12 protein-coding genes and 2 tRNA genes are annotated in these 12,379 nt (G+C 59.1%); 3 read left to right on the top strand and 11 right to left on the bottom strand.

Going from position 1 to position 12,379, the window contains the following annotated elements:
* The first annotated feature begins 55 nt into the window (after positions 1-55).
* Positions 56-436 (top strand): Fur family transcriptional regulator, encoded by a 381-nt coding sequence (locus DWY03_RS04975; RefSeq protein ID WP_197032788.1) that lies wholly within the window; start codon positions 56-58, stop codon positions 434-436.
* 15 nt (positions 437-451) lie between these two features.
* On the opposite strand, the gene DWY03_RS04970 is transcribed toward DWY03_RS04975, so the two are convergent.
* From DWY03_RS04970 to DWY03_RS04960, 3 genes are all read right to left on the bottom strand, one after another.
* Positions 452-1,249: an HAD-IIB family hydrolase gene (locus DWY03_RS04970; RefSeq protein ID WP_117840037.1), complete on the bottom strand. Its 798-nt coding sequence runs from the start codon at positions 1,247-1,249 to the stop codon at positions 452-454.
* An 83-nt stretch (positions 1,250-1,332) separates the two neighbouring features.
* A complete protein-coding gene (locus DWY03_RS04965) occupies positions 1,333-1,911 on the bottom strand; it encodes an urease accessory protein UreE (protein ID WP_117840036.1) in 579 nt (192 codons plus the stop codon).
* A gap of 3 nt (positions 1,912-1,914) precedes the next feature.
* Positions 1,915-2,343 carry a peptidylprolyl isomerase gene (locus DWY03_RS04960; protein ID WP_117840035.1) on the bottom strand — a complete coding sequence of 143 codons (429 nt, stop codon included), beginning with the start codon at positions 2,341-2,343 and terminating at the stop codon, positions 1,915-1,917.
* Positions 2,344-2,463: 120 nt separating this feature from the next.
* Between DWY03_RS04960 and DWY03_RS04955 the strand changes: the two genes are divergently transcribed.
* A complete protein-coding gene (locus DWY03_RS04955) occupies positions 2,464-3,477 on the top strand; it encodes a dipeptidase (RefSeq protein WP_117840034.1) in 1,014 nt (337 codons plus the stop codon).
* A 74-nt stretch (positions 3,478-3,551) separates the two neighbouring features.
* A complete protein-coding gene (locus DWY03_RS04950; RefSeq protein ID WP_158558623.1) occupies positions 3,552-4,328 on the top strand; it encodes a M48 family metallopeptidase in 777 nt (258 codons plus the stop codon).
* Positions 4,329-4,334: 6 nt separating this feature from the next.
* Here DWY03_RS04950 and folB read toward each other — a convergent pair whose 3' ends face one another.
* The 8 genes from folB to DWY03_RS04910 all read right to left on the bottom strand — a co-directional run bounded on the left by folB (position 4,335) and on the right by DWY03_RS04910 (position 12,013).
* Positions 4,335-4,820: a dihydroneopterin aldolase gene (gene folB / locus DWY03_RS04945; protein WP_055251396.1), complete on the bottom strand. Its 486-nt coding sequence runs from the start codon at positions 4,818-4,820 to the stop codon at positions 4,335-4,337.
* Positions 4,821-4,863: 43 nt separating this feature from the next.
* Positions 4,864-5,445 (bottom strand): HD domain-containing protein, encoded by a 582-nt coding sequence (locus DWY03_RS04940; RefSeq protein WP_172622418.1) that lies wholly within the window; start codon positions 5,443-5,445, stop codon positions 4,864-4,866.
* Between the two features lie 2 nt (positions 5,446-5,447).
* Positions 5,448-6,005, bottom strand: a complete 558-nt coding sequence (gene folE, locus DWY03_RS04935; RefSeq protein WP_022094399.1) for a GTP cyclohydrolase I FolE — start codon at positions 6,003-6,005, stop codon at positions 5,448-5,450.
* Positions 6,006-6,071: 66 nt separating this feature from the next.
* A complete protein-coding gene (gene nrdG, locus DWY03_RS04930) occupies positions 6,072-6,653 on the bottom strand; it encodes an anaerobic ribonucleoside-triphosphate reductase activating protein (RefSeq protein WP_117840032.1) in 582 nt (193 codons plus the stop codon).
* A 427-nt stretch (positions 6,654-7,080) separates the two neighbouring features.
* Positions 7,081-9,303, bottom strand: coding sequence for an anaerobic ribonucleoside-triphosphate reductase (gene nrdD, locus DWY03_RS04925; protein ID WP_117583876.1), 2,223 nt, complete (start codon positions 9,301-9,303; stop codon positions 7,081-7,083).
* A 680-nt stretch (positions 9,304-9,983) separates the two neighbouring features.
* Positions 9,984-10,058 (bottom strand) — tRNA-Val (locus tag DWY03_RS04920).
* A gap of 3 nt (positions 10,059-10,061) precedes the next feature.
* A tRNA-Gly gene (locus DWY03_RS04915) sits at positions 10,062-10,137 on the bottom strand.
* A gap of 142 nt (positions 10,138-10,279) precedes the next feature.
* Positions 10,280-12,013 (bottom strand): glycoside hydrolase family 13 protein, encoded by a 1,734-nt coding sequence (locus tag DWY03_RS04910; RefSeq protein ID WP_147334502.1) that lies wholly within the window; start codon positions 12,011-12,013, stop codon positions 10,280-10,282.
* Between the last annotated feature and the right edge of the window lie 366 nt (positions 12,014-12,379).

Below are 12,379 nucleotides of genomic sequence, written 5' to 3'. Positions count from 1 at the left end.
GTGCTAAATACGGTATCATTTACCTACGACCGTTGATAGAAAAGAGGCGAGGCGCATGGCGGTGCAAAGAAGGAATACCAGGCAGCGAAAGCTGGTTCTTGACGCCGTGCGCCAAAGCTATAACCATCCCACCGCCGACGAAATCTACAACGTCGTGCGCGCGCAAGATGACAAAATCAGCCGCGGCACGGTCTACCGCAACCTCAATCTCTTGGCCGACGCCGGCGAGATTCTCTCAATCAAGACGCCGGGCGGCAGCCGCTTCGATCGCACGATCGAGCCGCATGCGCATGTCATCTGCACCTCGTGCAGCCGCGTCATCGACGTACCGCTCCCCTTCGATGCCCAGCTCGACGCCAAGGCGTCCGAGCAAATCGGCTGGCACGTCACGTCGCACTACACCATCTTCGAGGGTCTCTGCCCCAACTGCCGGTAGATGTTTGGGACATGCCTACTCAGCAAGTAGACGACGCAGCTCCTCTTCGACCGTGCGCACGTAGCGGACACGGTCATTGACACCGCGCATGCTGGGATTGCAGCTCTCCACCAGATAGGGATGGCCCACCACGTTGAGCATGTCGCGATCGTTTTCGTTATCGCCAAACGCCATCATTTCGTTAGGTGAGATCCCCAGCGCACAACCATAATCGGCAAGCGCGGACCCCTTGCCCGAATCAAAGCCGATAAAGTCGGTCCATTCGGTTCCCGACGTCATCACATCGACCCGGTCGCTAAAGCGACGCACAAAATACTCCAGCGCCGCCGGCTGCTCCACCTCGGGCGTCTGGAAGGCAATCTTAATGACGTCCTCGTCGATGTCCTCGGGACGGTCGACTACCGCCACATCACAATGGACCTCATAACGCAGGTGGTCAACAAACGCATCGTTGCTGCTCATGGTGTAGAGGTGTCCCTCGCACGAAAGGGTCACGTCGGCATGGGGGTACGCAACCACGGCATTCGCGATATCCATGGCCAGGCCACGCTCCATAGAACGCTTGACCACGGCACGCCCCTCGCTCATGACCAGGGCTCCGTTTTCGCATACATAGGCGAGTTCATCGGCCACCGGGGCAAACAGGTAGCGCAGGCTCGCATATTGACGGCCACTCGCCGGCATAAACACGATACCGCGACGATGTAGCTCATCGATAAGCTCAAAGGCCTCGGAACGCGGCTCGCGCTCCCCCGGGTGCAGCAACGTGCCGTCCAAATCGCATGCAATCAGCTTGATTCCCTCAAGACCCATATGCTTCCCCCAAAGCCTCCTATCAACAGCAAGACGGACCTTGATCGGTCACCCCTCAAAGCCCGTCTTGCGCATACGCGCGCTTAGTCGCGCGTCTTTTTAACGATGGTAAAGTCCGGAGCCATGCTCACGACAACATCGGCCGCGCTCGACGCAAAGCGTCGGCCCGCATCGAGCTCGCGCGAAACGATCGAGATTCGAGCTCCCTCGACGCCGCGAAGCATACGGCCCAAAACCGGCTGCACCGGCGTATACATGCGCACGGTATGCTCGTCCGAGTCGCCCCGGAAGAGCGGCGCATGCATGTTGCCGATCTCCCAGCACGCATGCGCGAGCGCAATCGGATCCATGCGGTCGACTTCGACCAAATAGACCTCGGCGCTGCGCAGGCGCACGACAACCACCACGGGCACCATGCCCGAACGGTCAATGGTGAGCACGTCGCCATCGGCAAGACGACCGCCGTCGGCAGTATCCAACCGAACATCGATCGTGCGCCCCAGTTCCGTCACGCCCACAAACGCGCATGCATCAGCCTGGTCCCAATCGAGCAGTAGCTCGTCAACTTCAAAGACGCCGCCCAACTTCCGGCGAAGCAGGAGTTCATAGGACGGATCGTTGAGATTTCCCAAGCATGTCGTCGAAACCAAGCGTTCAGGCATACTCTAGTCCTCGACCTCGACGAGCTCGATATCAAAGTTGAGATCCTTGCCGGCGAGCTCGTGGTTGGCGTCGAGCGTCACGACCTCGGGCGTCACGTCGATGACGACGGCGGGGACGGGCATGCCGCTCGGCGTGGACAGGAAGAGCTTCATGCCCTTCTCGATCTGCTCGATATTGGGGACCTGCTCAGCCGGGAAGGTCAGGACCATCTCGGGGTTGTGCTCGCCGTAGGCATCGGCAGCGGGAATGTGCACGGTCTTCTTCTCGCCCACCTGCATGTCGACAACAGCGGCGTCGAAGCCCTTGATCATCTGACCGGCGCCGCAGGTGAACTCCAGCGGCTCGCCGCGATCGTAAGAGCTATCGAACTGCGTGCCGTCGTCGAGCGTGCCACGATAATGGGTCTTGACCTTCTTGCCCTGGTTGGACATGGTAACCTCCGTGATAAGGGCGGCGCACAACGCGGGCCGCCGTGAACATATGGCGCTAACTATACCCTAGTCATACAATTCAAAGACAGTTTGCAAAGAAACGCTGCAACCGGAGGAACCATGGCATATCCCGTATTTGACCTACACTGCGACACTGCCGACCGAATCGGCTGGGCCACGCTCGATCTCGACCTGCGCTTTACCGCCGGCACCGACGGTTATTTCCCCGGCGACGAAACGCATCCGCAAGATTTCGACCTCATCGAGGGTAACGCCTGTGCCATCTCGCTCGCAAAGATCGGCAACACGCCGTGGGCACAGTGCTTCGCCACGTTTGTCCCCGACGAGATTCCCACCGCCCACGCCGCGCGCTTCCAGGCGCAGATCATGGCGCATATGAGCGGCCAGGCAATGCTCAACCACGACCGTATGGTCAACGTGCGCAGCGCCGCAGACATTCGCCCCGCGCTCAAGGACGGCAAGGTCGCTTGCATCCACACCATCGAAAACGCCACGTTCTTTGCCGAGGACCCCGCGCTGATCGAGGTGCTCAAGAGCCTGGGCGTGCTTATGTCGTCACTCAGCTGGAACGCGCAGGGACCGCTCGCGAGCGGCCACGACACCCACGCCGGCCTCACCGCCGCCGGCATCGAGGCGCTTACGCAGATGGAGCACGCCGGCATGGTGCTCGACGTCTCCCACCTCAACGATGAGTGCTTTGACGAGGTCGCCGCCCGCGCCACGCGTCCCTTCGTCGCCAGCCACTCCAACTCCCGTGCGGTTTGCGGCGTCAAACGCAACCTTACCGACGACCAGTTCCGCACCATTCGCGACATGGGTGGCATCGTCGGCCTCAACTACTGCAGCGAGTTCCTTTCCAACGACGCAACCGACAAGACCGCCGCAGACGTCACCTTCGACCAGCTGGCGGCGCATATCGAGCACTGGCTCGACCTGGGCGGCGAGGACGTCATCGCGCTCGGCGGCGACTGGGACGGCGCCACGGTGCCCGCTTTCCTCTCCGATGCCAGCAAGATGCCCGAGTTCCAGAACATGCTTTCCAAGCATTTTGGCAAGACCGTGATGCAAAAGCTCTGCAGCGACAACGCGCTCGCCTTCTTTGAGCGCAATTAATTTCGCATCCCTTGAGCGGGCCGGCATGCCGAGCGGTCGACATGCCGGCCCGTCCCCAATCTGAAGGATCACATTTGACGCAGCAATTTACGATTTCCGTACCCCGACCGGATGGAACGCTCATCCCCGTCGTCGTTACCAAAAAGCGCGTCAAGAACTTTAACCTACGCGTCACATCGAGCGGCGAGGTCCACGCCAGCGCACCGCTCGGCGCCAGCCACGAGCGCATCGAAGCGTTTGTGAAGCGCAACAGCGCCTGGATTATCAGCCGACTTGCCCAACGTGAGCAACGTCAGGCGACAGCGCGAGAGCCGCTCAGCCCCTCGTCCATCATTGCACTTTGGGGCAAGCCCATCACGGTACAGGACGCACTCGATCACAACTTTGCATCGCCCGCACCGCGACCCAAGCAGGCCACCTTCGCAAGTTTTATGGGTACCGACGAATCGGACGAAAGCCCACAGGCCAAGCGGCGCGCAATCCTCGACGGCCTAACGTCCGACGAGCTCCAAGCCCGCATCGACCAGTTCTACGCGTCCGAGGTCACCGCAGCGCTACGCGACATCGTGCACGCGTACGAAATCGCAATGGGCGTCACCGTGGCCCGCGTCTCCGTGCGCAGCATGAAAACGCGTTGGGGCTCCTGCACGCCCAAATCCGGCGCCATTCGCATCGCGCGCGAGCTCGCCGCCTACCCCGTCGAATGCCTCGACATGGTTGTCGCCCACGAGCTCGTCCATCTGCTCGAGCCGAGCCACAATCAGCGCTTTCACGCCCTGCTCGACACGTACTGTCCCAACAATAGAGCACTGTCTCAGCGGCTCAAGCAGCCACCCCTCAACAAGCTCTAGCGTCGACTAGCGCACGCGCTCGATCTCGACGCCGCAGCTTGCCAGGGGCAGGCCAACAGGAGCCCACGGCTTATCGAGCTTTATGCGCACACCAAGCAGCGAGGGATAACGGCGCAGCAGCATCTGGGCTGTCCCCTCGGCTGCCGCCTCGATGAGCTTAAACGTATGCTCGCGCAGATAGCCATCGACATCGTGGCACACCGAGCCGTAGTCAATCGAGGCGTCCAGGTTATCGTGCTCCCCCGCCGCGCGCAGGTCGGCATAGAGCACCAGAGAAACGATGAACTTCTGACCCAGCGCGTTCTCCTCGGGATACACGCCATGGTTGGCAAAAACCTCCAGGCCGTCAATGACAATACGATCGGCATGGCGCAAATCGTCATAGCTCACGTGAGGCACCGCCGTTGCGGTGGATATTTCGCCCCTTCCACGGCGGGCGAGCTCGGCGCCTTCGGTCTTGGTTGCATTCTCGGGCAGTTTCTTGTTACTCAACGCGATCGTCTCCTTCGTCTAGAACCCCGACCGCGCAAACTAACTACACGCGAATCGACAGGTTCTTTTTATCATCGCTCCAGTTGCAAGCGTTGCGCGCGGGGCATGCAAAGCAGGCACGCGACGCTTTGTCGGCTGCATAGAGCAGACGCTCAAGCGGTTGGCTGTTCACGCGCAGCTTTCGATGGCCCAGAATGGCCGTCTTAATGGCTGCGGCATCGGCCGGCTCAAACGCCACGTCATCGGGCATGCCGCCGAGAATCGCATCAGCGACGCGTTCGCTTGCAACATCATGGGATATACCCGATTCATACTGTTCATCTTTGCCGATATCGTGAAGAAGTGCTGTGGCGTAGATGACCTCGCGGTCAAATTCGAGCTGCTCCTCGAGATTCTTGATCCACATAATGCGCGCGACATCGAGCAGATGGTCAATACCGTGGCGGCAGAAGATGCGCCCCGATTCCAACTGTACGATGTTGCCCAGGTGCCGCCGGAACAGCCCGTTGGCACAAATGTAATCAATGCGAGGCATGGCACCAAAGGGGGCCAGGCCCGAAGCCATAAAGCCGCGACGCGACGTCCCCTCATCGGTCTTCGATGTAAAGTCGTTGACGACTCTCATGGTTAGCGGCCCAGCATCCTAAAGAAACGCTCCTCGAGCGCGGGATCGGTCTCAAAGACGCCGCGGCGAGCAAGCGTCACGGTCTTGGTGCCGGGCTTTTGCACGCCACGCATCGTCATGCACATATGCTCGGCCTCCATCAACACAATCGCTCCCTGGGGAGCGAGATAATCCATGAGGGCATCGGCAACCTGTGCGCACAGTTGCTCCTGCAGCTGCAGACGGCGGGCATAAACCTCAACCGTGCGGGCGAGCTTGGAAAGCCCAGCCACCCGACCGTTAGGGATATAACCAATGGCGGCCTTGCCATAAAACGGCAGCAGATGATGTTCGCACAGCGAGTAGAACGTGATGTCGCGCTCGATAACCAAATCGTTCGAAGCGACGGCAAAGGTTTTGGACAGGTGTTCCTCGGCACTCTGGTCCATACCGCCGGCGATCTCACCATACATACGGGCAACGCGCGCCGGGGTCTCCAGCAGGCCCTCACGAGTTGGGTCCTCGCCTATGCCCTCAAGCAACAGCTTAATGGCGGCCTCGACTTTTTCCTGATCGACCATCTGGGCCTCACTTTTCCGATTTCACGTTCGCACTATGGTACCACGCCCTCCGGCATCGACCACAAGCTACATAGTATGGGTCGAATAGACCGGATCATCGCGCCAAAGTTCAACCGCATCACAAAGCGCAACGCCCTCGCGCTCAGCACGGGCGCGCGTAGCGTTCATATCGATCACGCGCTGGTTGCTCGAGCCCCTAAAGCGCAGCGTGATATCGTACAGGTCCTGAACAAACGGGCCGTCCACCAACATGTCGAGGCAGGCAAGGATGCGGTCAGTCACCTCGGTATGATGACGGCCGCCCGGCATAAGCTCCTCGAGCACGTCACCGGTAAAGCACCAAATGGTCTTCCCCGACCCCACTGGATAGGCCGCGCGAACACGCTCGACAAACTCAACGAGCCCCGCCTGGTTCTCGGGCTCCATGGGCTCTCCGCCCAGAATCGTCAGGCCGTCAATAAAGGGATGATCGAGGCTCTCGATAATCTTGTCCTCGACGGCACGATCAAACGGCTCGCCCGCAGCAAAGTCCCACGCGACAGAGTTAAAGCAATTCTTGCACCCACGACGGCACCCACTCACAAACAGAGAAGTACGAACGCCTTCCCCATCAGCAATGTCGAAATACTTAATGTTCGCGTAGTTCATAGGTAACTCTCCCGGGAGGCCGGGACATATCATCCCGTCCTCAAACATTCTCGGCCTTCGGCCTGCGAAACTGCGGGCGGGACGATATGTCCCGGCCTCATGCAAAGGGTAACTCAATGAACGAAGCGAACATCGAGTATAGGGTTCGAGGTCCAATAAAAACTGGGTTGCGGCTCAACCGCCATCGCAAGTAAATCGCAGCTGCAGCTCGAATTATTTCCGCTAAGAACTTCGAGGAGTGAGCAGACCGCGCGCTGCATCTCAGCTACGTCAACTTGGCTGAGCCGAGAGGGCCGCTTGGGCTTTTGCTCGATATGAGTTCCGCACGCAAAGAAGGCCACTTAATGTGGCCTTCGTCTTGCGCAGGACTGTCCGAAATAGCGAGCAAATGCCCAAGCGGCCCTCTCGGTTCAGCCCCGGAGCGGTATTAGAGATGCAGCACGCGGTCGCGGATCTCCTCGGTTCGGCCCTGGTTCCAGAACTGGGTACCGATGTAGCCGCACGTGCGACGGGCGACATTCATCTTCTCCTGGTCGCGGTTGCCGCAGTTGGGGCACTCCCACACCAGCTTGCCATCGTCCTCAACAATCTTGATCTCGCCATCGTAGCCGCACACCTGGCAGTAGTCGCTCTTGGTGTTGAGCTCGGCGTACATGATGTTGTCGTAGATGTACTGCATCACGCGAATGACAGCCTTGAGGTTGTCCTGCATGTTGGGAACCTCAACGTAAGAGATAGCACCGCCCGGCGAAAGCTGCTGGAACATGCCCTCAAACTTAAGCTTATCGAAGGCATCGATCTCCTCGGACACGTGGACGTGGTAGCTGTTGGTAATGTAGCCCTTGTCCGTCACGCCCGGGATAATACCAAAACGGCGCTGCAGGCACTTGGCGAACTTGTAGGTCGTCGACTCCAACGGCGTACCGTACAGCGAGAAATCGATATCGCTTTCGGCCTTCCACTCCGCGCACTTGTCGTTCATGCGCTGCATGACCGCCATGGCAAAGGGCGTGCCCTCCTTCTCGGTGTGGCTGTGGCCCGTCATGTACTTGACGCACTCATACAGGCCGGCATAGCCAAGGCTGATGGTAGAGTATCCGCCCACGAGCAACTTATCGATCGTCTCGCCCTTCTTCAGACGCGCTAGGGCACCGTACTGCCAAAGAATCGGCGCGGCATCCGAAAGCGTGCCCATCAGGCGCTCATGACGGCACAGCAGAGCACGGTGGCACAGCTCAAGGCGCTCGTCGAAGATCTTCCAGAACTTGTCCATGTCCTGATGCGAGCTCAGCGCGACATCGGGCAGGTTGATGGTCACAACACCCTGGTTAAAGCGGCCATAGTACTTGGGTTTGGTCGGGTCATAGTTCAGCGCGTTGGCGACATTGTTAAAGCCGTTGCCCGAGCGGTCGGGCGTCAAGAAGCTGCGGCAACCCATGCAGGTGTAGCAATCGCCGTTGCCGGCGGTCTCGCCCTTCGACAGCTTGAGCTCGCGCATCTTCTTCTCGGAGATGTAGTCGGGCACCATGCGCTTGGCGGTGCACTTGGCAGCAAGCTGGGTCAGGTAGAAGTACGGGGAATTCTCGTGAACGTTATCGTCCTCGAGTACATAGATAAGCTTGGGGAATGCCGGGGTAATCCACACACCGGCTTCGTTCTTAACGCCCTCATAGCGTTGACGAAGCGTCTCCTCCACGATCATGGCAAGGTCGTGCTTCTCCTGGGGCGTACGGGCCTCATTGAGATACATAAAGACCGTCACGAACGGCGCCTGGCCATTGGTGGTCATAAGGGTCACGACCTGATACTGAATCGTCTGGACGCCGCGACGGATCTCGTCACGCAGACGGTCCTCAACGACCTCACGGACCTTTTCGGCAGATGCCGAAACACCGAGCTCCTCGAGCTCGCGGGCAACCTCGCCGCGAATCTTTTGACGGCTCACCTCAACAAAGGGGGCGAGATGGGTCAGCGAAATAGACTGGCCGCCGTACTGGGAAGAAGCAACCTGGGCGATAATCTGCGTCGCGATGTTGCAGGCAGTCGAGAAGCTATGCGGCTTCTCGATCAGCGTGCCCGAGATAACGGTGCCGTTCTGGAGCATATCCTCCAGGTTCACCAGGTCGCAGTTATGCATGTGCTGGGCAAAGTAGTCGGAATCGTGGAAGTGGATCAGGCCCTCGTTGTGGGCATCCACGATCTCCTGGGGCAGCAGCACGCGCTGAGTCAGGTCCTTGGAAATCTCGCCGGCCATGTAGTCGCGCTGAACGGAGTTGACGGTCGGGTTCTTGTTAGAGTTCTCCTGCTTGACCTCTTCGTTATTGCACTCGATCAACGACAGGATCTTGTCATCGGTCGTGTTCTTCTGGCGCTTCAGGCTCTGAACATAGCGATAGATGATGTAGTGGCGGGCGACCTCGTAGCAGTCGAGACGCATGATCTCGTCCTCGACCAAATCCTGGATCTCCTCGACCGAAACGGTGTGGCCCGCGTTCTCGCATGCCTCGGCGACGTTTTGCGCCGCATAAACCACCTGGCGGTCGGTTAGACGAGAGCTCTCCTCGACCTCCAAGTTTGCGGCGCGAATCGCATTGACGATCTTATCGATGTCAAAGACAACCTCGGTGCCGCTGCGCTTGATGATCTTCATCCTCTTGCCTCTTTCGCGTCGTAGTCTCATTGCGCTTCAGAGCCAAACGATGCCCGGCAGGGCTTGCCCCTGTCTTGCGGCGCCGTCGCGCAATCTGTGTTCTCGATAAACCATAGGTCCTCATGCGGACAATCCTCGCGGCCGATCAAGCGGCTCAAAGATCTATCCAAATGGGGCAAATAAGGTCCTCGTTCTCTGTCCGCCATCTATCATACGACAAAGAGGCATCTATATCCTGTATTCTTTTTTTAGTTCAAACACAACATATAGTGTTTCAGCAGGTCAAAGCAATTGGTCATTTTGCAGACGCATTAATTATGAGGGGTTCTTGGCAAGTCGGTAAAACGTTACCAACACGGCTACCTGCATGGCAGTTATAAAACCCCCTTAGTCAAGCCGCTGACAAATCCTACCAAAACCAAGCCGCTCACGCCAAAAGAATCCAAAAGATTATGCTTGACCAACATGTTGCGGTCGTGCCTTGCCGAGCCCCATGTAACCGCGGCACGAATCCTTGAAAGATATGTGTATGCAAACAGAGAAGATGAGAGTTTTCTCGGATGACTACTGAGAAGCATCCCAGAAGATCAAAAAACTCGAAATTTGGTGACGTATTTGGCGACCCATTTGGCGAGCAAAACAAAACAGCCCAGAGGCTAAGCCTCTGGGCTGTGAACATTTGGTGGGCGTTAGAAGATTTGAACTTCTGACCTCTTCCGTGTCAGGGAAGCGCTCTCCCCCTGAGCTAAACGCCCAAATGGAGCGGACAACGGGGCTCGAACCCGCGACCCCAACCTTGGCAAGGTTGTGCTCTACCAACTGAGCCATGTCCGCTTACGAGGATTAATCTTACGTGATACCCGCATCCTATGCAAGAACTTTTTTTGAAAAGTTTTGCGACGCCCTCTCGAACCTCGCGAAGACATCAGCCACCACGGAAAGCGCGAGCAAACGCAAACTCGCCGCAAGAGGCCCCCTACAACTCAGCGAGCATGATCCAGGCAGAGCTGTCCTGCGCAAGTCTGCCGTCTGCAAGCGGTGATGAGGTGAGCAGGACCTTGCCCGCTGGCAGCTCCACGGGTGCTGCACCGAAGTTCGTCACACACGCCCAGCCGCTGTCGCGGCGATAGGCGATGACGCCGCCCTCAGCGCCCTCGGCACCATCCGCAAGGCCGGTGCGCCCGTCAAGATCGAGCCACGCAAGATCGTTAGCGCACCCGCGCAGCTTGCGCCGCAGCCAGAGGGCGTCACGATAGAGCGCAAGCATCGATGTCGGGTCCGCCTCTTCCCTATCGGCAGCGTAATCGGAAAACCATGCAGGCTGCGGCAGATGGGGCGCCGCATCGGCGTCCATCGGCGAAAATCCAAACGATCCGCCCTGCGCGGGATCGTCCGTCGCCACCCACGGCAGGGGTACACGACAGCCGTCGCGCCCCTTCTCGCGCTTCGATCCGTGCGTATTGGTCGCAGTGGGATCTTCGAGTGCAGCCCACGGGATGTCAGCCACCTCAAAAAGGCCGAGCTCCTCACCCTGATACACGTATGCCGAGCCCGGAAGCGCCAGCTCAAGCAAAAGGGCCGCCCGCGCGCGGCGCTCGCCGAGTTCACGGTCCTCGTCATAAGACGACCCGTCGCGTAAGAGCCAGTCGAGCGCAATCTGGTGGTAGCGCGTCGCCTTGATCTGCGGCAGGGCGAAGCGCGTCGCCACACGAGGCACGTCGTGGTTGGAAAGTACCCAGGTCGAGGCGGAATCGGATTCGATGGCTGCCTTCAAGCCCTCCTCGATTGCAGCGTGCATGTCATCATAGGTCCAAGTGGCCTTGGCGAACTCAAAGTTAAATGTCTGGCCAAGCTCGCTGGGGCGCGCGTAGAGATACTGGCGCTCGGGCAGCACCCACGCCTCGGCAACAGCGCTGCGCGGCGGATTATAGCGGTCGAACACGCGGCGCCACTCGCGATAGATCTCGTGAACCTCGTTGCGATCCCACAGCGGATGGGTGCCGTCGTCAACCATGTCATCGCCCTCGGCGAGATGCCACTGGTCGAGATCATCGCGGTCGAGATCCTTGGCGAGACCGTGCGCCACATCAATGCGAAAGCCATCGACGCCTCGATCGCTCCAAAACGCCAGGACGTCGCAAAAGAACGCCTGAACCTCGGGGCATGTCCAGTCAAAGTCCGGCTGCTCGGGCGTAAACATGTGCAGATACCACTGACCGTCCGCAACACGCGTCCAGGCGGGGCCGCCAAAGTTGGCATTCCAATTGGTGGGAGGCATCTCGCCATGCTCGCCGCGACCATCGCGGAAGATATAACGGGCGCGCTCGGGCGATCCGGGGCCGGCGGCAAGAGCAGCTTTGAACCAGGGGTGCTGGTTGGATGAATGGTTGGGCACGATGTCGACGATGACCTTGATGCCGCGCGCGTGAGCCGCAGCGATCATGCCATCGAAGTCGTCAAGCGAGCCGAGACGTGGGTCGACATCGCAGTAGTCCGCCACATCATAGCCGCCATCGACAAGAGGCGATGGGTAAAACGGGCTCAGCCAGATGGCCTCGATACCCAGCCGCTCAAGATAGTCCATCTTCTGGGTAATGCCCGCGATATCGCCCAGACCCGAACCAGTCGAATCCTTAAACGAGCGCGGGTAGATCTGATAGATCGCGGCGTCGGACATCCATGAGCGCGAAGAGGACTTTTCTGTAGCCATGGGGCGAGTCTCCCTTGCAACGAGGTTTTGCGAGATGCCCACGATGATACGCCCAAAGCTGTCATTCGCGGTAAACAACGCCACAGCCACGCCCCAAAAAGCTCGCCCCCTCTCGGGCTCGAGCCTCCTGGGACGAATCGATCGATTAGTGAAAAGAACGGAAGACCCACTCCCCCGGCCACAACAGCGAGCGGGCTCCGGGTGCCCCAGGTTGCCGCGAAAGAGGAGGGAAGCGTACTTTATGTACGTGACCGACGATTGAGGGGCAAGATGGGGTGCCCGGGGCTCGCGCAACGTCAACAAAAAACGCGGTTCGTTAGAACCGCGTAAGATAGTTGGAGCGGACAACGGGGCGTCCGCGTATCC

Source organism: Collinsella sp. AF23-2, from assembly GCF_003459245.1.
Lineage (GTDB): Bacteria > Actinomycetota > Coriobacteriia > Coriobacteriales > Coriobacteriaceae > Collinsella.
Note: the sequence above shows the minus strand (reverse complement) of the source record. Positions and strands in the feature narration are given on the sequence as shown.

Bases quoted from the DNA above. Each gene is read 5' to 3' on its own strand.
- DWY03_RS04970 (WP_117840037.1), bottom strand. From the start codon at position 1,249: ATGGGTCTTGAGGGAATCAAGCTGATTGCATGCGATTTGGACGGCACG.
- DWY03_RS04975 (WP_197032788.1), top strand. From the start codon at position 56: ATGGCGGTGCAAAGAAGGAATACCAGGCAGCGAAAGCTGGTTCTTGAC.
- nrdD (WP_117583876.1), bottom strand. From the start codon at position 9,303: ATGAAGATCATCAAGCGCAGCGGCACCGAGGTTGTCTTTGACATCGAT.
- folE (WP_022094399.1), bottom strand. From the start codon at position 6,005: ATGGTCGATCAGGAAAAAGTCGAGGCCGCCATTAAGCTGTTGCTTGAG.
- DWY03_RS04955 (WP_117840034.1), top strand. From the start codon at position 2,464: ATGGCATATCCCGTATTTGACCTACACTGCGACACTGCCGACCGAATC.
- DWY03_RS04910 (WP_147334502.1), bottom strand. From the start codon at position 12,013: ATGGCTACAGAAAAGTCCTCTTCGCGCTCATGGATGTCCGACGCCGCG.
- DWY03_RS04940 (WP_172622418.1), bottom strand. From the start codon at position 5,445: ATGAGAGTCGTCAACGACTTTACATCGAAGACCGATGAGGGGACGTCG.
- DWY03_RS04965 (WP_117840036.1), bottom strand. From the start codon at position 1,911: ATGCCTGAACGCTTGGTTTCGACGACATGCTTGGGAAATCTCAACGAT.
- nrdG (WP_117840032.1), bottom strand. From the start codon at position 6,653: ATGAACTACGCGAACATTAAGTATTTCGACATTGCTGATGGGGAAGGC.
- DWY03_RS04960 (WP_117840035.1), bottom strand. From the start codon at position 2,343: ATGTCCAACCAGGGCAAGAAGGTCAAGACCCATTATCGTGGCACGCTC.